Annotated in this window: 22 protein-coding genes and 1 other RNA gene; 18 read left to right on the plus strand and 5 right to left on the minus strand. The window is 33.1% G+C overall.

Annotation, left to right across the window (positions count from 1 at the left end; translation table 11 throughout):
* Positions 1–131 precede the first annotated feature (131 nt).
* Together ACR1PN_RS09685 and mnmD are read right to left on the minus strand one after the other, a co-directional pair.
* Positions 132–548: an NUDIX hydrolase gene (locus ACR1PN_RS09685; RefSeq protein ID WP_433979875.1), complete on the minus strand. Its 417-nt coding sequence runs from the start codon at positions 546–548 to the stop codon at positions 132–134.
* 109 nt (positions 549–657) lie between these two features.
* Positions 658–1,332: a tRNA (5-methylaminomethyl-2-thiouridine)(34)-methyltransferase MnmD gene (mnmD, locus tag ACR1PN_RS09690; RefSeq protein ID WP_433980037.1), complete on the minus strand. Its 675-nt coding sequence runs from the start codon at positions 1,330–1,332 to the stop codon at positions 658–660.
* Positions 1,333–1,416: 84 nt separating this feature from the next.
* On the opposite strand from mnmD, the gene ACR1PN_RS09695 reads away from it, so the two are divergent.
* The 5 genes from ACR1PN_RS09695 (at position 1,417) to ACR1PN_RS09715 (ending at position 6,497) form a co-directional block, all read left to right on the plus strand.
* On the plus strand, positions 1,417–2,487 hold the full coding sequence (locus ACR1PN_RS09695; protein WP_433979876.1) for a branched-chain amino acid aminotransferase: 1,071 nt from the start codon (positions 1,417–1,419) through the stop codon (positions 2,485–2,487).
* A 266-nt stretch (positions 2,488–2,753) separates the two neighbouring features.
* Complete coding sequence (locus tag ACR1PN_RS09700) at positions 2,754–3,263, plus strand: FKBP-type peptidyl-prolyl cis-trans isomerase (protein WP_433979877.1); 510 nt, start codon at positions 2,754–2,756, stop codon at positions 3,261–3,263.
* Between the two features lie 78 nt (positions 3,264–3,341).
* Complete coding sequence (locus ACR1PN_RS09705) at positions 3,342–4,346, plus strand: peptidylprolyl isomerase (RefSeq protein ID WP_433980038.1); 1,005 nt, start codon at positions 3,342–3,344, stop codon at positions 4,344–4,346.
* Between the two features lie 122 nt (positions 4,347–4,468).
* Positions 4,469–5,044: a hypothetical protein gene (locus ACR1PN_RS09710; RefSeq protein WP_433979878.1), complete on the plus strand. Its 576-nt coding sequence runs from the start codon at positions 4,469–4,471 to the stop codon at positions 5,042–5,044.
* Between the two features lie 46 nt (positions 5,045–5,090).
* The gene (locus ACR1PN_RS09715; RefSeq protein WP_433979879.1) at positions 5,091–6,497 is read left to right on the plus strand and encodes a T9SS type A sorting domain-containing protein; all 1,407 of its coding nucleotides are present in this window, start codon (positions 5,091–5,093) and stop codon (positions 6,495–6,497) included.
* Positions 6,498–6,943: 446 nt separating this feature from the next.
* Here the strand turns inward: ACR1PN_RS09715 and ACR1PN_RS09720 are convergent, their stop codons facing one another.
* Positions 6,944–7,318 carry a hypothetical protein gene (locus ACR1PN_RS09720; RefSeq protein WP_433979880.1) on the minus strand — a complete coding sequence of 125 codons (375 nt, stop codon included), beginning with the start codon at positions 7,316–7,318 and terminating at the stop codon, positions 6,944–6,946.
* A gap of 132 nt (positions 7,319–7,450) precedes the next feature.
* Positions 7,451–8,098 (minus strand): hypothetical protein, encoded by a 648-nt coding sequence (locus ACR1PN_RS09725; protein WP_433979881.1) that lies wholly within the window; start codon positions 8,096–8,098, stop codon positions 7,451–7,453.
* A 134-nt stretch (positions 8,099–8,232) separates the two neighbouring features.
* On the opposite strand from ACR1PN_RS09725, the gene ACR1PN_RS09730 reads away from it, so the two are divergent.
* From ACR1PN_RS09730 to ACR1PN_RS09755, 6 genes are all read left to right on the plus strand, one after another.
* Entirely contained in the window at positions 8,233–9,069 is an 837-nt protein-coding gene (locus ACR1PN_RS09730; protein WP_378177695.1) for a 1,4-dihydroxy-2-naphthoyl-CoA synthase, read from the plus strand.
* A 304-nt stretch (positions 9,070–9,373) separates the two neighbouring features.
* The gene (locus ACR1PN_RS09735) at positions 9,374–9,919 is read left to right on the plus strand and encodes a PH domain-containing protein (protein WP_433979882.1); all 546 of its coding nucleotides are present in this window, start codon (positions 9,374–9,376) and stop codon (positions 9,917–9,919) included.
* Positions 9,903–11,408, plus strand: coding sequence for a PH domain-containing protein (locus ACR1PN_RS09740; RefSeq protein ID WP_433979883.1), 1,506 nt, complete (start codon positions 9,903–9,905; stop codon positions 11,406–11,408). Before ACR1PN_RS09735 ends, ACR1PN_RS09740 begins: the two co-directional genes overlap by 17 nt.
* 50 nt (positions 11,409–11,458) lie before the next feature.
* Complete coding sequence (menA, locus tag ACR1PN_RS09745) at positions 11,459–12,388, plus strand: 1,4-dihydroxy-2-naphthoate octaprenyltransferase (RefSeq protein ID WP_433979884.1); 930 nt, start codon at positions 11,459–11,461, stop codon at positions 12,386–12,388.
* A gap of 11 nt (positions 12,389–12,399) precedes the next feature.
* On the plus strand, positions 12,400–12,846 hold the full coding sequence (locus ACR1PN_RS09750) for an SRPBCC family protein (RefSeq protein ID WP_433979885.1): 447 nt from the start codon (positions 12,400–12,402) through the stop codon (positions 12,844–12,846).
* Between the two features lie 110 nt (positions 12,847–12,956).
* A complete protein-coding gene (locus ACR1PN_RS09755; RefSeq protein ID WP_433979886.1) occupies positions 12,957–13,643 on the plus strand; it encodes a metal-dependent hydrolase in 687 nt (228 codons plus the stop codon).
* A 61-nt stretch (positions 13,644–13,704) separates the two neighbouring features.
* On the opposite strand, the gene ffs is transcribed toward ACR1PN_RS09755, so the two are convergent.
* An RNA gene (gene ffs, locus ACR1PN_RS09760) (signal recognition particle sRNA small type) lies at positions 13,705–13,802 on the minus strand.
* 132 nt (positions 13,803–13,934) lie between these two features.
* Here ffs and ACR1PN_RS09765 point away from each other — a divergent pair.
* From ACR1PN_RS09765 to ACR1PN_RS09795, 7 genes are all read left to right on the plus strand, one after another.
* A complete protein-coding gene (locus ACR1PN_RS09765) occupies positions 13,935–14,531 on the plus strand; it encodes a DUF4199 family protein (protein WP_433979887.1) in 597 nt (198 codons plus the stop codon).
* A gap of 17 nt (positions 14,532–14,548) precedes the next feature.
* Positions 14,549–15,499, plus strand: a complete 951-nt coding sequence (locus tag ACR1PN_RS09770; protein WP_433979888.1) for a glycosyltransferase family 2 protein — start codon at positions 14,549–14,551, stop codon at positions 15,497–15,499.
* 5 nt (positions 15,500–15,504) lie between these two features.
* Positions 15,505–15,888, plus strand: coding sequence for a hypothetical protein (locus tag ACR1PN_RS09775; RefSeq protein ID WP_433979889.1), 384 nt, complete (start codon positions 15,505–15,507; stop codon positions 15,886–15,888).
* Positions 15,888–16,589 carry a GIN domain-containing protein gene (locus tag ACR1PN_RS09780; protein ID WP_433979890.1) on the plus strand — a complete coding sequence of 234 codons (702 nt, stop codon included), beginning with the start codon at positions 15,888–15,890 and terminating at the stop codon, positions 16,587–16,589. The genes ACR1PN_RS09775 and ACR1PN_RS09780 overlap by 1 nt, the downstream gene beginning before the upstream one ends.
* A 74-nt stretch (positions 16,590–16,663) precedes the next feature.
* The gene (locus ACR1PN_RS09785; RefSeq protein WP_433979891.1) at positions 16,664–17,020 is read left to right on the plus strand and encodes a four helix bundle protein; all 357 of its coding nucleotides are present in this window, start codon (positions 16,664–16,666) and stop codon (positions 17,018–17,020) included.
* A gap of 91 nt (positions 17,021–17,111) precedes the next feature.
* Entirely contained in the window at positions 17,112–18,827 is a 1,716-nt protein-coding gene (locus tag ACR1PN_RS09790; protein ID WP_433979892.1) for a phospho-sugar mutase, read from the plus strand.
* Between the two features lie 32 nt (positions 18,828–18,859).
* A complete protein-coding gene (locus tag ACR1PN_RS09795; protein WP_433979893.1) occupies positions 18,860–19,216 on the plus strand; it encodes a four helix bundle protein in 357 nt (118 codons plus the stop codon).
* The last annotated feature ends 7 nt before the right edge of the window (positions 19,217–19,223 follow it).

Consider the following 19,223-nt stretch of genomic DNA (forward strand, 5'->3'; position numbering starts at 1 on the left):
AGAGTGCACCGAAAGATTATGTTTTGCAATTCTTTCAATGCAACTCAACTTAAATGATAAACTATATTTTGATATTCCCATAAATAAAATGCCCCTAAAAAGTGTCTAACTTTTTGGGGGCAGTCCAATGTTTACAGGAATTTTTCTTTTAGCTTTTCAAAGACAATTTTGTCTACCGGTAAAGAAAATGGGTTTTCTTTTGCATTGATTTCTATCCAGTCAATCTTTTCTATACACGGATCAAGGATAATAAAATCTTCCTCGTTTATTATTTTTACTATATAATATATGGTAAGAAGTTGCTCATTATCTTTAAACCTTGATACCAAAAAATCTTCCTGTGTATAAAGATGCTCTACAATTTCTATGTGTACATTAAGTTCTTCTTCAAATTCACGTTTCAGGCAGTCGGTTAAGCCTTCCCCATATTCCAAGCCGCCACCGGGAAACTTCATTAAAGGTTCACCCGCATATTCTTCAAATAGTGTAAGAACTTTTTTGTCTTTCACAACACATGCATAAACCCTTACATTAATATTATCGATCATAAATAATAATTTGCTTAGCTAAAATAGAGAAAAATAGTTAAAAGTTTAGAGTTATGGATTACGAGTTTCAACAAAAATTAAAGACTTTTTATATTCAATAACTATAAACTTATAACTTCGTTGCATTAATCATCTCTCTCTTTCCCGGAGGCCCTTGTTTTTTTTCAACTTTAAAATGAAGCTCCTCCAAAATTCTTCTCACACTTCCTTTAGATGAATAGGTTGTTAACAGTCCGTTGACAGACATTTTGTCGGAGACCATTTCAAACAAAGGTTTTTCCCAAAGATCGGGCTGAACTCTTGCTCCGAAACAATCGTAATAAACAAGATTAATCTTTGGCAGATCAATGTTTTTGAGTTCAAAAAAATCACATTGAATCTTATGCAAATTAAATCCTTTAATAATTTCAACTGATTTTTCCCATTCAATCTGATGAATTTTTTGATAAATATTTTTTAACTCTGGGTTATCAAAAAGCTCAAAATATGCCAGATTTTCTATTTCCGATGTATTTATTGGGTATTTCTCGAGCGTAAAATAATGGATGTCATGATTTTTGTCAGTTTTTAAATATTCATTAATTGTCACCAAAACATTCAAACCTGTGCCGAAACCGAGTTCTAAAATATTAATTTCGCAATCATTTATTAAATTTAGTCCATTTTTAATAAACACGTGTTCAGCTTCCTGAAGTGCTCCGTGATGGGAGTGATAGTTTTCATTTAATTCGTTGATAAACAATGTTTTGCTTCCGTCGTTTGTCGTTTTAATCTCTCTTTTCAAAGTAATTTTTTTCAAATTTAAACTAAAATTTTTATATTTAAAAAATTATGTTAAATTTGTCGAACATCATAAAAATTTTAAGAAATGATAATTCAAAAAACAGAAAACTCCAGAATTTCTACATTCGATCCGAATAACTTTTCTTTTGGAAATACTTTTATTGATCATATGATCATTTGCGAGTATGAAAATGGGAGGTGGGGTGATGTAAAATTGGTTCCTTATGGTCCGCTACAATTTTCCCCAGCCATGATGGGTGTGAATTACGGACAGGCTTGCTTTGAAGGAATGAAAGCCTACAAAGATAAAGACGGACAGGTTTTCCTTTTCAGGCCCGAAAAGAATTTTGAACGTATCAATAAATCTGCAAAACGTCTGGCTATGCCGGAAGTTACTGAAGAAATGTTTTTGGATGGCTTGAAAGTATTGGTTGATATCGACAGAGACTGGATCCCGGAAGGTGAAGGAATGTCTTTATACATCAGACCTTTAATTTTTGCTACAGAAGAAGCTTTAAAAGCAAGAGTAGCTAATAAATATATGTTTGCAATTGTTGCAACACCTGCTAAAATGTACTATACAGAACCTGTTTCTGTAAAAATTTCAGATCACTATTCAAGAGCGGCAAGCGGAGGAGTAGGTTCTGCTAAAGCGGCGGGTAATTATGCTGCTTCTTTTTACCCAACACAATTGGCTATCGAAGAAGGTTATGAGCAGATTATCTGGACAGATGATGCTACTCACGAATATTTTGAAGAGAGTGGAACAATGAATGTTTTTGTAAGAATCAATGATACCATTTATACGCCACCGACTTCTGAAAAAATTCTTGACGGGGTTACGAGAGACAGCTTCATTCAATTAGCTAAAAAGAGAGGAATTGAAGTGAAAGTAGAGCCGGTAAAAGTGAAAGATGTTGTAGAAGCTCAGAAAAACGGAACTTTAAAAGAAGTTTGGGGAGTGGGAACTGCAGTTGTAACTACTGTTTTCCAGGCTTTAGGGTATAACGGAGAAAAGTTGGAATTGCCAAGACTTTCTGATGAAGAGAGCTATGCAGTAATTCTTAAAAATGATTTGGTTAATTTGCAGACAAACCTTTCTGAAGATCCGTTCGGATGGAGAGTTTTGGTTGATCACGTTATGGAAACAGTTTAATTTTAGAATTAAAATATCAATATAAAGTCGGGAACATTTCCCGGCTTTTTTGTTATCCACTTCTAATAAATAATTTTTTCTCTCGTAGATTGTACAGATTTAACTTTGTAGAAAAATCTGCGTCATCAGCTAAATCGGCGAGAGCATAAAAATGTATTTTTCAAGATTTACGCTCTAATTATTATATATGTTTTAAGATTCGCATTCAATATATTCAACAACTTTTGTTAGTCATTCCCGAAATGCTTATTTTCGCAAAAGTTTTTATGAAAAAATTAGTCTTCATATCTGTTTTAAGCTTAGCAAGCTGCAAAAGAAATAATCCGGTGCATCCTCCGGTAGGTGGTGTTTTGAGCCAGAGTGACCTTGATGTTTCCAGAAATCGTATGAAAAATCTCAATATGATTGAAAGACAGCAGATTCAGGACTGGATTAAAGGTCAGAACGAGGAATTCTTTCCGACACAGCTTAATTACTGGACGAATGTGGAAGGTTTCGATCATAGAGAAAGGAGACCCGATGATTCGCCAATTTCTTATTCGTATGATCTTTACGATTTTGATCAGACTAAAATCTACGATAAATCCATCAGCAGAGAAAACGCAAGATTCGGACATTTTGATGAGCTTAAAGCCGTTGAAAATGCACTTCGATATATGAAAAATGGGGAAGAAGTAACACTTCTTGTTCCATCTTCATTAGCCTACGGAACGTATGGTGACCAAAATAAAATTGATAACGATATTCCTTTAATTATAAAATTAAAAGCACTGTAAATGAAAATTTTAAACAAAAATATAATCTTAGCAGCGGCAAGCGTTTCGCTTTTAAGCTGTACTCCAATTTATAAAAAGATGAACGTAGACAAAGAAACTTACGAAGGGCTTAAAGACGGACTTTATGCTAATCTTCAGACTACAAAAGGTAATATGATTGTAAAGTTTGAAGACAAAAAATCACCGGTAACTGTGGCTAATTTTGTTGGTCTTGCAGAAGGTAAAATCGATAACAAATCGAAAGCGAAAGGAGTTCCTTTTTATGACGGAACTATTTTCCACAGAGTGATTAAAGATTTCATGATTCAGGGAGGTGATCCTCAGGGAACAGGAATGGGAGATCCTGGATATAAATTTGAAGACGAGAAAAATGATCTTAAACATACAGGAAAAGGTATTCTTTCAATGGCGAATTCAGGACCAAACACCAATGGTTCTCAGTTTTTCATTACTGAAGTTGCTACACCTTGGTTAGACGGAAGACACACGATTTTCGGATCTGTGGTGAAAGGAACTGAAGTGATTGATTCTATCGTTGCAGTTGAGAAAGGTGCTCAGGATAAGCCAAAAACTGATATCGTTCTTGAAAAAGTGAACATTTTCAGCAAAGGTGATGAGTACAAAAACTACGATGCTGCAAAAACGTTCAACGAAGGAAAAGATAAAATCGCTGCTAACAACAAAGCAATGGCTGAAAAAGCTGAGGCTGAAGCAAAGAAAGCTTTGGAAGAATTAAAAGCTGGAATGCAGGTTACAGAATCCGGTCTTTATTACAAAATCACTAAGAAAACTGAAGGGAAAGCTGCAAAAGCTGGAGATAATGTTCAGGTGCACTATGCAGGTAAATTGACAAACGGGACTGAATTTGATTCTTCATTCAAAAGAAACGAACCTCTAGAGTTCCCTGTAGGAACAGGTAGAGTAATCAAAGGTTGGGATGAAGGAATTTTGTTGTTGAAAGAAGGAGAAACGGCTACTTTATTGATTCCACCGGCAATGGCTTATGGAGAAAGAGGTGCAGGAGGAGTAATTCCGCCAAACGCTTGGTTAATTTTTGATGTTGAATTGGTAAAAGTACCTTAATCAACATTCATAAAAATATCTTAAACCGTCTTGTGAAAGGCGGTTTTTTTATTACTTTTAAATCTTTAAACCTCACAGGTTTTCAAAATATGCGAGGTTTCATATAAATAATTAAATCTAAAATGAAAACAAGATTCATTACCGCATTCTTTATACTCTTTTCTCTGATTTCTTTTGCGCAGACAAAAGCAAATGCGGAGGATCAGGCCATCAGAAAATCACTGGTCTATTTTGCAAATACCATTAAATACAAGAAAATAGATCAGACAGTAGATTGTTTTTACCCTAAATTTTTCACGGTTGTGAATAAAGAACAGTTCACCCAAATGCTGAACATGACCTACAACAATCCATTTGTAAAGATTGATGTTTTAGACATGAAATTTATTTCAGTAGGAAAACCCGAATTGGTGGATGAAGAAAATTTCTCCATTTCAAGCTATTACTTAAAGTTAAAAGCTGACGTAAGTTCGATGAATGATGAAATGAAAAAATCGATCTCCGAAATGCTGACTAAAAAATACGGAAAAGGCAGCGTGGAATATCTTGCTAAAGAAGGCGCTTATGTTATCAATGCTCCGATGAAAATGGTCGCCATTTCAAAAGACAAGAAAAACTGGAAAGTGGTTTTTGCCGATGCAGAATATAAAAAACAATTGGAGAAAGTTCTTCCAAAAAAGATTTTAGATAAATTGTAATTTATTTATACAGATAACGAATAATAATTTAATTAAAGAACAAATTATGAAATCAAAATTTATTATATTTTTATTTCTCTTCATCAAACTACATTCACAAATTAGCTTTGCACCTGTTGAAAACAAATGGACGGGTTCATGGCCTCATGTTGTAAAAATTGGAGACTTGAATAATGATGGCTTAAATGATGTGGTTTTAGGGCTGACCTCACATTGGCAACATCCAAATAATTATTCAATTCTAGTTTATTTACAAAACACAAACGGAACACTTGCTGATCCAGTGCAATATTCTTATGCGGTTAATTATTTGGAAATAAGCTCCATTGATATTGGCGATCTTAATCAGGATGGATTAAATGATATTCTTATTGGTTTGCAATCTCCTGTATCAACTTCAAAATTTGGAATATTTTATCAGAACTCAAATAATACTTTTAATCCCTTAGTTTCAACTCCAGTCTCAGGCAGATTAGAAAGAGTAAGGATTGCAGATATGAATAATGATGGTAAAAATGATATGATCATATCTCATTATTTATCTATTGAAGTTTTTTATCAAAGTGCTTCAGGAGTATTTCAAAATGTAATAATTACTAAGCCCTATTTATTTAACCAATATGTTGCAATGGCAAATATGGAAATTGGAGATATGAATAATGATGGAAAAAATGATTTAGTTTTACAAGCTCCTGCATTTTTCAAATTATATACTTATCTCAACACAAACACAGGTATTAATCCTATACCAATTGTTTTTGATATCGGACAATTGTTGTTTAATGGGCTCGCTGTTGGAGATGTTAATAATGATGGAAAAAAAGATGTTGTTTTGAGCAGAGGACCTAATAATACATCTAAAATAAGAATTTTACATCAAACGAGTAGTCCAAATCTATACGTTGATCAAGGCGAAATACCCGCATATGAGTTGCCAGAAGCTATTAAAATAGGCGACTTGAATAATGATGGTAAAAATGAAATTGTAACCGTTCATGGAGGCTGGGTAAAACTAAGCACTTATACTCAAAATAATTTAGGTAACTATAGCAATTATCAAATGTTTGATTTACCGTATGCAAGTAGTTACGATGAAGATGGGTTGGCTATTGGTGATATTAATAATGATGGCAAAAAAGATGTAGTTATAGCAAACTATAATAGAGGAATAGATATACTCTATAATACAAGTAATATCATCTTAAATACATCAGAAACTGAACTGAATAGTGAATTAATTCTCTACCCTAACCCATGTAGTGATTTTCTGAAAATAAAATCCAAAGAAAAAATTGAAAAAATTGAAATATTTGATATGACTGGAAAAATAATATTATCAACGAATCTGGAAAAAGAAATGATTGATATACGTAATTTAATTTCTGGAAAATATATAATAAGAATTATAAATAAATCACATTCAATTCTTGTAAAATCTTTTATTAAAAAGTGATAGAAAGTTTCACCTTTTACAATCGTAAAAAAGGATAGCTAAAAAAGATACTTAATATCACTACAACAATCCGTTTGTAAAAATTGATGTTTTAGATATGAAATTTATTTCCATAGGTAAACTCGAATTTGGTGGATGGAGAAAATTTTTCCATTTCAAGCTATTACTTAAAGTTAAAAGCTGACGTAAGTTCGATGAATGAGGAAATGAAAAAACAATCTCAGAAATACTAACTAAAAAATACGGGAAAGGCAGCGTAGAATATCTTTCTAAAGATGGCGCTTATGTAATCAACGTTCCGATGAAAATGGTTGCTGTTTCAAAAGACAAGAAAAAATGGAAAGTGGTTTTTGCCGATGCAGAATATAAAAAACAATTGGAGAAAGTTCTTCCAAAAAAGATTTTGGATAAATTGTAATTGAAAGGCTGATTCGTGAGAGTCGACTTTAATTTTTTAACGATGTAAAATAATTTTTTTCTGGAACTCCTTCACAGCTTTTATTAGTTGTTTGATAAATTAACGAATCTTCCTTGATCAAAAATTTTGAGTTTTTAAATTCGACATAAAATTTATTTAAAGCTGAAGGTTCACATTCTGAAATTGTTTTGTCGATTAACTCATCTTTAAGAAGATGTGAAGATTTACATTTTCCACCAAATGAAAGTGTATAAAAGCATTCTTTTGGCATAATGGAATTTAGAATTAAAGTGTTTTCTTTTATTTTCCAGTTTCCTTGAGAAAAAGATTCTGTAATATGACCAACACTTTTATAAGTAAAATTGTTATCAGTATTAAAAATCAAAATTTCTCCTGTTTCCATCGCATCACTTTTAATATTCCATTCACCACATATTTTGCACATATCAAAAGAAGTATTTTTCTTGCAGGAAAATAAAGTGAGAGCTATAATTAGCAAGTAGATAAAAAAGTTGAAAATTTTCATTGATTAGATTTAATAATTTACTATTTCTTTTTTTTGGTACATCCAGATCGAAAATAAAATAACAAACAATAAAACCGAAATAACTGCAATAAAGAAAATCCTTTGCTTCTCAATTTTTTTAGAAAGATTTTCATTACTCAGCTTTAAATTAGTAACATCTCTATGAGGATACCTGTCTATAAAATCAATAATGTCAGCTTCTGATCCAGCATCATTGATTTCTTTTAATTTATCCTCTTTACTAAGTCGTTCAAGGAAAAGATAATCGTTTTTATCTAAAGACTCGGTTAACTTTGTTGCAGAGCAAAGACTTGTATAAAAAAAAGTTGTATCAGGATCAAAATATCCAAAAATCAAATATTTTCCTTTTTCTTTGAATATAAAATCACAAGAATTAAACTGCTGTCCAAAAAAAGTAATTTCTGTACTTTTAAAATCATCACCTAAAGATTTGTAAACCTTATCAATTTTTACTTTTGAAAGAGAATTTTCGACATTCCAATAACCTGTCTTGTAAGAAGTATTAATATCATATACATTACCAATGAATACAATGTCAGCATTTTTAAAAGAATTCTCAAGGTCTGATGTGTTGCATTTACAGGCAAAAATATGAGCTGTTAGTAAGAGAAATAAAAAAGTAAAGGATGTTTTCATTCAGTATGAATATGTGAATATCAAATATACAAACAATAAAAACCTGTTGAAATATTTTAACTGAATCAATATTACTCATTACCCATGTCAAACTCTGTCCCCAATTCCGTATATTTGGGAAAAATTTTTACAAAATGATCGAGTGGAAAACCGTAAAGGAATACGAAGATATTACTTATAAAAAATGCAACGGCGTAGCAAGAATCGCTTTCAACAGACCGGAAGTGCGTAATGCATTCAGACCAAAAACAACTTCAGAATTATATGATGCTTTTTATGATGCATCAGAAGATCCTACGATTGGCGTGGTTTTGCTTTCAGGAGAAGGACCAAGCCAGAAAGACGGCGGTTGGGCTTTCTGTAGCGGAGGTGACCAAAAAGCAAGAGGTCATCAAGGTTATGTAGGAGAAGACGGAAGACATCGTTTGAATATTCTGGAAGTTCAGCGTTTAATTCGTTTTATGCCGAAAGCGGTAATTGCTGTTGTTCCGGGTTGGGCTGTAGGTGGAGGACACTCGCTTCATGTGGTTTGTGATTTGACTTTGGCAAGTAAAGAACACGCTATTTTCAAGCAGACAGACGCAGATGTAACGAGTTTCGACGGAGGTTACGGTTCTGCTTATTTAGCAAAAATGGTTGGTCAGAAAAAAGCACGTGAGATTTTCTTTTTGGGAAGAAATTATTCAGCGCAGGAAGCTTTCGATATGGGAATGGTAAATGCTGTAATTCCTCACGATGAACTTGAAGACACAGCCTACGAATGGGCTCAGGAAATTTTAGCAAAATCTCCGACTTCCATCAGAATGCTGAAATTCGCGATGAACCTTACCGACGACGGAATGGTGGGTCAGCAGGTTTTCGCAGGTGAAGCAACGCGTTTGGCATACATGACCGAAGAAGCAAAAGAAGGAAGAAATGCCTTCCTAGAAAAAAGAAAGCCTGACTTCGGAAAAGATAAGTGGATTTCTTAAGATAAATAATAGGTGATAGGTAATGAGCAATTTCATTACCTATTATTTTGTTTGAATAATTATCTGATTTTTCGCAATATGATAATTAAATGCTGTTTGCTGTGATCATGATTGTTTTACCACAAAGTACACTAAGGTTATCCACTAAGTTCACAACTTTGTGTTCCTTGTGAAATCTTCAGTGTGCTTCGTGGTTAAAATCCAAGGATGATAAATAATGGTTATTCAAAAAAAAATTATTTCAAATTTAGTAAATAAAAAAAATAATCTGCGTCATCTGCAAAATCTGCGAGAGCTCTTTATTATGAATCAAAACTTTCAAAACCCTCAGATTTTCGACCTTAAAGTTCCCGATTTCAGCGATCTGAAGTTAACTGCGGTCTCACCAAAATATCTCAAAATTATATTATTTAATTTAGGCTTATTTTCGATTTTTATAATCGGAGCCATTGCTGTAGCCTTTTATTTCTTTTATTTCAATTTGAGTCTGCTTCAGGTTTGGGGAATTATTATCGGAATCTTTTTGATGATCGCCTTTCTTTTTCTAAATGCATTGATTGGTTTCAAATTCAGGAAATATGCAGTTCGTGAAAAAGACTTGGTATACCAATACGGTTGGTTGAAAAGAAGCATTATCATCGTTCCTTTCAACAGAATTCAGCATGTAAAAGTTGAACAAGGCTGGTTTTCAAGAATATTAAACTTAAAATCAATTGCCGTTTTTACAGCCGGGGTAAGTGGCGGAGATATTACGATAAACGGCTTGCCTGAAGAGATTGCGGAAGGAATTAATCATCACATTCGCGGAACTATTTCAGCAGAAAAAACAGAAGATGGAAGAGACGCATAATTCTTTTTTTCAGCCTCAAAGACAATCGAAAACAGGTATTATTTTACTATTCCTCTACAATACAGGGATGATGGTTAAAAATCTATGGGTTTTAATTGTTCTTTTCTTCGTTAAAAAGGAAAAAGTAGAGTTGTGGATGATTATTGTTGCAATTATTGCAGCACTTTTAATTCTGATTGTTTCGGCAGTTTTACAATATTTTCATTTTAAATATTACATCGATGAAGAGAATGAGGAATTCGTTATTCATGAAGGAATTATCAACACATCGGTAACCAAAATCAAAAAGAAAAACATTCAGGAGGTTAATATTTCTCAACCTTTTATTCATCGGTTTTTTAATATTTATAAACTTGAAATCGACACTCCCGGAAGTTCTGAAAAAGAGGTGAAAATTTCAGCATTAACGAAACAGAATGCAATTGACCTTAAAAAATATCTTTTAACGGAAACTGCTTTTGAACAATCTGTAGAAAAAACAGATAATATTTTAGATAATGAAGGAATTAAAGAACCTCGTTCCCTTAAAATTTCAACCGCAAGTATTTTAAAATACGGAATAACGGCAAATTATGTCAGGAGTTTTCTGGCGATGGTCAGCTTACTGATTTATGGGTTTTCCGAACTCAGTAATGTGCTGAAAAAGATTGAGTTTGAAACAGAACTGGATTACGACACTGTTGAAGCTAAGTTTCTCGCATTTTCTATTCCCGTCATTTTAGGGATTGTTTTGATTGTTATTCTGGTCGGAATCATTATTAATGCAATCCGTACCATCATTAAATTTTTCAATTTTAAAATTACAGAAAACAATCAGAGTTTTTCTTTTGAATATGGTTTGTTTAATACCAGAAACTCAATCGTCAACAAATCAAAAGTTCAGGTTATTACCGAAACTCAGAACTGGATTCAGAAGAAAATGAAAATTTCTTATGTGAAATTCCTTCAAATCGGTAAAAATGAAGAGGAAGATGAGAAAAATGTTGCTGCTGTTCCCGGAATTAATAATTTCGAAAAAGAAAAACTGATTTCTACAATTTGGAAAGAAAATCCTGTTTTTGAAAATTTCTTAAAACCGAATTTCAGATTAATTATCGTCAATACTTTTCAGTGGATTATTCTGCCATTGATTTTGGTCTTCTTTATCGAGAAAGAATTATTTATAAACTATTGGTTTTTAGCAGTTATCTATATCGTTTTGATTGAATTTTTTATTCTGATTTCTTTCAGGAATTTAAGATTATTTTACAATGAAAGATTTATCAGACTGAAATCTGGAATCTGGGATATCGATCACCGAACTTTTGAGGTCGAAAAACTTCAGACTGTGAAAATTTCTCAGTATTTTTGGCAAAGGAAAACAAACTTGGGAAGTATCACTTTTTATACCTCTGCAGGGCGATTTAAAATAGTTGCTTTAAATTTTGTAAAGTTGAAAAAACTGCTTAATTACTGCATTTATAAAATAGAAACGTCAAAAAATAAATGATAATCGATTGATAATATTATTGATCAATTATCAATCATCAATTATAAATTATGTCTGAATGGATAAAAGCCGCAAGGCTTAGAACGTTACCGTTATCGTTAAGCGGAATTATTATGGGATCTTTCATTGCAAAATGGAGACTCAGAGAAGATGGAGGAACTTGGGACTGGAAAATTTTTGCTCTGGCACTTTTGGTAACTTTACTGTATCAGGTTTTATCGAACTATGCGAATGATTATGGAGACGGAGTAAAAGGAACTGATGCCAAAAGAATCGGAGAAGCAGAAGCAAGAGCTGTTGCATCAGGAAAAATTACAGCAAAACAAATGAAAAATGCGGTAATTCTTTTTTCTATTTTGTCTTTTGTAGCAACTGTCGCACTTCTGTACATCGCTTTTATCCCTGAATTCATGAATGAATTTTATATTTTCATCGGATTGGGAGTAGCGAGTATTTTAGCAGCAATTGGTTACACGGTCGGTAAAAAACCGTACGGATATATGGGATTGGGAGATGTTTTTGTTTTTATATTCTTCGGTCTGGTTTCGGTTTGTGGAAGTTATTTTCTTTTTACAAAAACTTTTTCTTGGGATATTCTTTTACCGGGAACAGCCATCGGAATGATGAGTATGGCAGTTCTGAACTTGAACAACATGAGGGATATCGAAAGCGACAGATTATCAGGTAAAAATAGTCTTGCATTGAGAATTGGCTTTAAGAACGCCATGATTTATGAAATGGTTTTATTACAACTTCCGTTGATCTTGATTCTTATCTTTTTAGGAATAAATAATTTCATTCAGCTCCAAAAATATTACGTGTTTATCGTGATGATTCTTTTATTTCCTGTGGCGAAACTGAGAAGAAGCATCATGGCTGTAAAAGAACCGAAGCAATTTGATCCATTTTTGAAGCAAGTGGGGATAATGACTTTAATGATGGCTGTTTTAACGGCTATAGGTCTTAATTATTTTGGCTAAAAATTTCTTTTATGGAATCTAAAATATTTGTTCAGTCTCAGATGCTCATCAGAAAACCAATCAACGAAGTTTTCGAAGCGTTTATCAATCCGGAAATCACGACCCATTTTTGGTTTACCAAATCAAGCGGAAAACTCGTAGAAGGTGAAACAATCCTTTGGGAATGGGAAATGTACGGAGCAAAATCTGAAGTGAAAGTTCATCAGATTATTCCAAATCAAATGATAAAAACAGAATGGGGAAGTCCTGCAACAAATGTTGATTATGAGTTCAAAGAAATGGAAAAAGGAACTTTAGTCATTATCAAAAGCTATGGGTATTCTCAAACCGGAGACGAACTTTTAGCAGTAATCAATGATAATACAGGAGGTTTTACAACGGTTTTAGATGGCTGCAAAGCGTATCTTGAACATGGAATTAACCTTAGACTGATTGAGGATAAATTCCCATCTAAATAAACACAAATAGCACAAATTCTTCACTAATGACACAATTTAAATTAGTGAAATTTGTGAAAAAAATTTGTATAATTCGTGGTAAAAAATAAATATTCAAAAATAAATTAAAAATGAAAATACAATACTTAGGACAAAACTGTTTCCTGTTCACTTACAAAGAAAAAAACATTCTTTGCGATCCTTTTTACAATTACAAAAAAGCAGAATCAGGTTTTGATATCACTGCTCAGAAAATCGATTATATTTTATTAACGCACGCTCACGGAGACCATATTGCAGATGTAGGAGAGGTTTTGCAACATTACCCTGAAGCAACCATTATCGGTCAGCCGGAAATCTGCGCGTATTTTAAAAATGCAAAAAATACAGATGATGTAAACCTTGGAGGTTCAGCAAAAATCGATGATTTAAAAATTTCTATGGTTCCGGCTCATCATACAAGTTCGTTTCCGGACGGAACTTACGGTGGTGTTCCTGTAGGATATATTTTCAGACTTCCGGAAGGTAAGAATGTATATTTGGCGGGAGATACAGGAGTTATGGCAGATATGCAGCTGTTTCCAGCATTATATGGAAATTTAAACTTGTCAATCCTTCCTATTGGTGGTCATTATACAATGTGTGCAAGAAAGGCAGCTTTTGCAGCATCAGAATTATTAAAAACTCCGAAAGTAATTGGATGTCATTTTGATACTTTCCCGGCAATTGAGATCAATCACGAAAGTGCTGCGAAACATTTTGCTGAGAAGAGTGTTGAACTGGTTTTACCAAAATTGGGAGAAAGCTTCGAGATATAAAAAAATTAAGAGATTAAGTAATTTATAAAATCTGCTTAATCTCTTAACTTAAATAAATAAAAAATGGCAAGCTACCTAAATCACACCGCTACAACCGATTACCTTTGCTGCGTTCCCACCCTGGAGGATTCTCAGGAGCTGGTTGTTTAGGACTTGCCGTTGCAAAGATAGGAATTAATATTAAACTTCAAAACTGTAAAGCAGAAAAACAGATGGAAAAACCGAGAATTTAAGCTAATTTGCTGAAATTTAAGTTAATAATTTTTCATCTTTTTGTAAAATTTTTTAAACATGACTAAAAGTCCGACTACCTTAGGAATTATCCTTTTTATTGCTACAATGATCATCTTTTTTGTAGTATATTCTTTTTTCTCCGGCGTTGAATATTTCGATACTACATTGAAAGTCAATGCGTTCGTTTTGCCTGTGATTTATGCATTAACTGCTTTCTGGTCGGTAAAATCAATATGGAACACTCATAGAATGGGATTCAGAGAAGCTTTTAAAAGAGCTTTTACTCCGATGTTTATTGGTGGTATATTATCGATAATTAGCATTTTTTCTTTCTTAAATTTTGTGGATACCGATGCAAAAAAGCTGTTAAATTACCAATATGTAACAAGACAAAAATCTGAATTGGATAAAGAATATCAGTCTGCAAAGAAGATTCTCAAACACCAGAAAGACATCGATGAGCTTGAGCAAAAATATAAAGAAGGGCTTCAAAGGTTTGATCCTAAGGTTGTAAAAGGAAAAGATATGTTGACGGCGAGTCATTTTTCAGGATACTTTGCGGCAATTCTTATATTTTACGTAATTTTGTCTGTCTTTTTCGGAGCGTTTTTCAGAACAAAAACAACTCAGCCGGAAGAGCCTAATCAAGCCTAAATTTTTATTAAAATTAAATGAATTTATCTATAGTTATTCCGTTACTGAACGAGGAAGCTTCTCTTGAAGAGCTTTTTTCGAGAATTGATAACACGTGCAAAATCAATAACTTATCGTATGAGGTCTGGTTTGTAGATGACGGAAGTACCGATCTTTCGTGGAGTATTATCGAGAACATGAAAGTTCAGTACCCGCAAATTCACGGAATAAAATTTTCCAGAAATTACGGGAAATCTCAGGCTTTACATGCCGCTTTTGAAAAAACCAACGGTGATGTTGTGATTACCATGGATGCTGATCTTCAGGATTTTCCGGAGGAGATTCCTGAACTGTACAGAATGGTGACGGAAGACAATTACGACATTGTGTCCGGTTGGAAAAAGAAGCGTTTTGATAATGTAATGACTAAAAATATTCCTTCAAAACTTTTCAATGCGGCAGCGAGAAAGGTTTCGGGAGTTTATCTGCATGACTTCAACTGTGGTTTGAAAGCCTATAAAAAACAGGTAGTAAAATCGATTGACGTTTATGGAGATATGCACCGATACATTCCTGTTTTGGCTGCCAATGCTGGTTTCAGAAGAATTACTGAAAAAGAAGTACCACATCAGGCAAGACCTTACGGAACTTCAAAATTCGGTACTGAAAGATTTGTTCGCGGCTTTTTAGATTTGGTAACGCTTTGGTTTGTAAGTAGATTCGGAGGAAGGCCCATGCATTTCTTCGGAGCGGTGGGAACGTTGATGTTCATTATCGGATTTCTTTCTGCACTTTGGTTGGGCGTTTCAAAACTGATCGATGTTGCAAGAGGAATTTATGGGCATTTAATTACCAATAATCCTTGGTTTTATATCGCTTTAACGATGATGCTGATGGGAACTTTGCTTTTTATTGCAGGATTTTTGGGCGAAATGATTATCCGAACCAACAGAGAGCACAAGAATTATAATATTGACGAAGTGATTTAAATTGTATGAAATTTTATCTCATCATTTTATGTGTTTTGTTAATGTCGTGTTCCGAAGTGAAGGTCTCTGAACCAATAGCTGCACAATGGGAATTTATCAGTATAAATGAAGGCGATAGAAATAAAGTTGATGAAAAAATGCTGAATAATATTAATAAGGAATATGGTACCGGAATCATAGAATTTAAAAAAGATTTATCTTTTTCATCCATTGGAAGTAAAAATAACAGTGAAGGTACTTACACTTTAAAAAATAATGTTTTAATCATGCAGTATTCTAATCTTCCCGAACCCATAAAATTTAATTATTCTGTGATTGAAAATAAATATTTGCTTCTGAAAAATATTGATGGTAAAAAACTGACCTGGCTTTATAAAAAAAGTAAGTAATGAAAAAAATAATTTTAGGAGTAAGTTTACTGGCTATATTTTCCTGCGGAAAAATTTCTCCAAAAGGAAATTTAGATAAAAAGGAAATCGATGTCGAAGAATTTGTCAACCTTGATCTGGATGGAAAGTTTCGTGTGTTTTATGCAAAAGGACCAAAGAATTTTGTGGAAGTAGAAACCTATCCAAACATTGCAGATAATCTTAATATTGATGTGGATGACAAAACCCTTTCTATCAAAGAAAGTAGAGGCGTAAAAGGCATTGATTTCTATAATGTGACCATTTATTCAAAATACAATTTAGAAAAAGTGTCGCTTTCAGACTCTGTGGAAATGAATATTTCGAGTGAAATTAAAACCGATAATTTTAGATTAAATTTAAAAAATTACGCTACTTTTATGGGGTCAATCAACACAAGAAGGGCGGAAATCGATATGAAAAACAGAAGTCGAGCTAATTTTTTGGGTGAAACTAAAGATGCAGTCATTAAAATTTCAGATACAGCGAGTTTGATTGCTCCATATTGGAAGATTGTGAATCTGAATTTAGATTCTCAAAACGGAAACTATGCAGAAGTGAATGTAAAAGATTCACTGAAGGGAAACGTAAAAAACACAGCGAAGTTTGTGTATTACAATGACCCGATTCGTGCTTTTAAAGTTGAGAAAACCACAAGAGTGGAAAATAAAAAATTGAATTAGGTAGTAAGTTTGAAGCTGGATGATGGAAGACATATCGGTTTGGAAGTTCAAGATTAGTATTCAACACAAATAAAATGAGTTTTAAATTTGAAAAGTTAGTTATTTGGCAAAAGTCTATGGATTTTGGAGAAAGTATTTATAAACTTACTCTAAAATTTCCAAAAGATGAAGCTTTTAATTTAACTTCCCAAATTAGAAGAGCTTCCGATTCCATTGCATTAAATATTTCTGAAGGAAGTATTTTAAAATCAAAACTAGAGTTCAGAAAATTTTTAGGATACTCTATTAGATCATTAGCGGAAGTAGTAACTTGTCTTTACAAAGCAAAAAATAGAAAATATATTTCAGAAGAAGAATTTTATAAATTATATAATGAAAGTCATAGCTTAATGAATCAAATTATAGCTTTCAGAAATCAAGTAAAAGAATAATAAACAATAAGGCAAGAAATTAAGAGTTGGGTTGGAAAACTTCCAGCACCCATCTCCTAACTTCCAGCCAGAAAATTTACAAAATACAAATATGACAACATTAGAAAAAGCGAAGCTTTGGTTAGGTGACTCATTTGATCAGGAAACAAAAGATGCTGTTCAATTATTAATCGACAGCAATTCTCCCGATTTAGAAGACTCTTTTTACAGAGAATTAGAATTCGGAACAGGAGGAATGAGGGGAATTATGGGTGTTGGAACCAATCGTTTAAATAAATACACGTTAGGTCAAGCAACACAAGGACTTGCGAATTATATGTTACAGCAATTTCAAGGTGAACAAATCAGTGTTGCGATTGCTTATGACGTGAGAAATAATTCAAAAGAATTCGGAAAATTGGTAGCTGATGTTCTAACGGCAAACGGAATTAAAGTTCTGCTTTTCAAAAACCACAGACCAACTCCGGAATTGTCTTTCACGGTTCGTGACAAAAAATGCAATGGAGGAATTGTATTGACGGCTTCTCACAACCCACCGGAATACAACGGTTATAAAGTATATTGGAATGACGGAGCGCAAATCGTTCCGCCACATGACGAAGCGATTATCAATGAAGTATATTCTGTAAAATTTGAAGAAATTAAATTTAACGGGAATGACGATTTAATTGAGTGGATCGGAGAGGAGCAGGATGATGTTTATATCGATGCGTGTATTGAAAACTCAACTTATCAGGATGTTGGAAAAGGTAATCTGAATATTGTTTTTACCTCCATTCACGGAACTACTTATACAACGGTGCCAAAAGCTTTAGAAAAAGCAGGTTTCAAAAAAATCGATTTGGTAAAAGAACAGATGATTCCAAGCGGAAATTTCCCGACCGTAGATTCTCCGAATCCTGAAGAACCTGCAGCTTTGGAAATGGCAATGGATTTAGCAAAAATCACCAATGCAGATATCGTGATCGGAACAGACCCGGATGGAGACAGACTTGGGATTGCCGTAAAAAACCTTGAAGGAGAAATTCAATTATTAAACGGAAACCAGTGTAATACGATTTTAACGTATTATATTTTGGATCAGTGGAAAAAGCAAGGCAAAATCACAGGAAAAGAATTCATTGGCTCAACGATTGTAACTTCTGATATTTTCTTTGATATTGCTGAAAAATTCGATGTTGACTGCAAAGTTGGATTGACAGGTTTCAAATGGATCGGTAAAATGATCCGTGATTTTGAAGGCCAGGAAAAATTTGTCTGCGGCGGAGAAGAAAGTTTCGGATTTATGACCGGGGATTTCGTTCGCGATAAAGATTCTTGCGGAAGTATCATTTTAGCTTGTGAAATTGCAGCTTGGTGCAAAGCCAACGGAAAAACAATGTACGAATATCTGATTGAAATCTATCAGGAAACCGGAATGTATTACGAAGGTTTAATTAATATCGTTAAAAAAGGTAGAGACGGAGCAGAAGAGATTCAGAATATGATGAAGAATTTTCGTGAAAATCCGCCAAAATCATTGGCAGGTTCTTTAGTGGAAGAGGTTAAAGATTTTAAAGAGCAGACTAATTTCGTAGTTTCTGAAAATGAAAAACATGTGATGAATGACATTCCAAAATCGAATGTTTTAATTTATTACACTCAGGACGGAACAAAAGTTTGTGTAAGACCTTCCGGAACAGAACCAAAAATTAAATTTTATGTTTCTGTAAAACAAAATTTAAACTCAAAAGAAGATTTTAAGTCAACGCTGAAATCTTTAGAACAAAAAATAGAAGAAGTAAGAAAAGATCTTCAGTTGAATTAATATAATTAGTTATAAGTTTTGAATTATAAATTATGAGTGAAAGCATTGTTGGTAAGAAAAGTTTTGATTTCGCTATAATTATTGTTAATTTTTATAGAAAGTTCATTGTCGATAAAAAAGAATACGTTTTATCTAAGCAGCTTTTGCGCTCAGGAACTTCTATAGGTGCAAATGTACGTGAAGCTTTAAATGCTCAGAGTAGATTGGATTTTATTCATAAATTATCCATCTCTCAGAAAGAATGTGATGAAACAATTTATTGGTTGGAACTTTTATTTGAAACTCAATATATTTCAAAAGAAGAATTTGAAAAATTAAAAAATCCAGCAGTGGAAATTTTGAAAATAATTAGAAGTATTATTATCACTACAAAAGGCAAAAACTCATAACTCATAA

It is taken from the genome of Chryseobacterium sp. RLHN22 (assembly GCF_051011795.1).
Lineage (GTDB): Bacteria > Bacteroidota > Bacteroidia > Flavobacteriales > Weeksellaceae > Chryseobacterium > Chryseobacterium zhengzhouense.

Bases quoted from the DNA above. Each gene is read 5' to 3' on its own strand.
- menA (WP_433979884.1), top strand. From the start codon at position 11,459: ATGTCTGAATGGATAAAAGCCGCAAGGCTTAGAACGTTACCGTTATCG.
- ACR1PN_RS09790 (WP_433979892.1), top strand. From the start codon at position 17,112: ATGACAACATTAGAAAAAGCGAAGCTTTGGTTAGGTGACTCATTTGAT.
- ACR1PN_RS09795 (WP_433979893.1), top strand. From the start codon at position 18,860: ATGAGTGAAAGCATTGTTGGTAAGAAAAGTTTTGATTTCGCTATAATT.
- ACR1PN_RS09765 (WP_433979887.1), top strand. From the start codon at position 13,935: ATGACTAAAAGTCCGACTACCTTAGGAATTATCCTTTTTATTGCTACA.
- ACR1PN_RS09750 (WP_433979885.1), top strand. From the start codon at position 12,400: ATGGAATCTAAAATATTTGTTCAGTCTCAGATGCTCATCAGAAAACCA.
- ACR1PN_RS09720 (WP_433979880.1), bottom strand. From the start codon at position 7,318: ATGGAAACAGGAGAAATTTTGATTTTTAATACTGATAACAATTTTACT.
- ACR1PN_RS09770 (WP_433979888.1), top strand. From the start codon at position 14,549: ATGAATTTATCTATAGTTATTCCGTTACTGAACGAGGAAGCTTCTCTT.
- ACR1PN_RS09785 (WP_433979891.1), top strand. From the start codon at position 16,664: ATGAGTTTTAAATTTGAAAAGTTAGTTATTTGGCAAAAGTCTATGGAT.
- ACR1PN_RS09700 (WP_433979877.1), top strand. From the start codon at position 2,754: ATGAAAAAATTAGTCTTCATATCTGTTTTAAGCTTAGCAAGCTGCAAA.
- ACR1PN_RS09735 (WP_433979882.1), top strand. From the start codon at position 9,374: ATGAATCAAAACTTTCAAAACCCTCAGATTTTCGACCTTAAAGTTCCC.
- ACR1PN_RS09685 (WP_433979875.1), bottom strand. From the start codon at position 548: ATGATCGATAATATTAATGTAAGGGTTTATGCATGTGTTGTGAAAGAC.
- ACR1PN_RS09775 (WP_433979889.1), top strand. From the start codon at position 15,505: ATGAAATTTTATCTCATCATTTTATGTGTTTTGTTAATGTCGTGTTCC.
- ACR1PN_RS09780 (WP_433979890.1), top strand. From the start codon at position 15,888: ATGAAAAAAATAATTTTAGGAGTAAGTTTACTGGCTATATTTTCCTGC.
- ACR1PN_RS09710 (WP_433979878.1), top strand. From the start codon at position 4,469: ATGAAAACAAGATTCATTACCGCATTCTTTATACTCTTTTCTCTGATT.
- ACR1PN_RS09725 (WP_433979881.1), bottom strand. From the start codon at position 8,098: ATGAAAACATCCTTTACTTTTTTATTTCTCTTACTAACAGCTCATATT.
- ACR1PN_RS09740 (WP_433979883.1), top strand. From the start codon at position 9,903: ATGGAAGAGACGCATAATTCTTTTTTTCAGCCTCAAAGACAATCGAAA.
- ACR1PN_RS09755 (WP_433979886.1), top strand. From the start codon at position 12,957: ATGAAAATACAATACTTAGGACAAAACTGTTTCCTGTTCACTTACAAA.
- ACR1PN_RS09695 (WP_433979876.1), top strand. From the start codon at position 1,417: ATGATAATTCAAAAAACAGAAAACTCCAGAATTTCTACATTCGATCCG.
- ACR1PN_RS09705 (WP_433980038.1), top strand. From the start codon at position 3,342: ATGAACGTAGACAAAGAAACTTACGAAGGGCTTAAAGACGGACTTTAT.
- ACR1PN_RS09715 (WP_433979879.1), top strand. From the start codon at position 5,091: ATGAAATCAAAATTTATTATATTTTTATTTCTCTTCATCAAACTACAT.
- ACR1PN_RS09730 (WP_378177695.1), top strand. From the start codon at position 8,233: ATGATCGAGTGGAAAACCGTAAAGGAATACGAAGATATTACTTATAAA.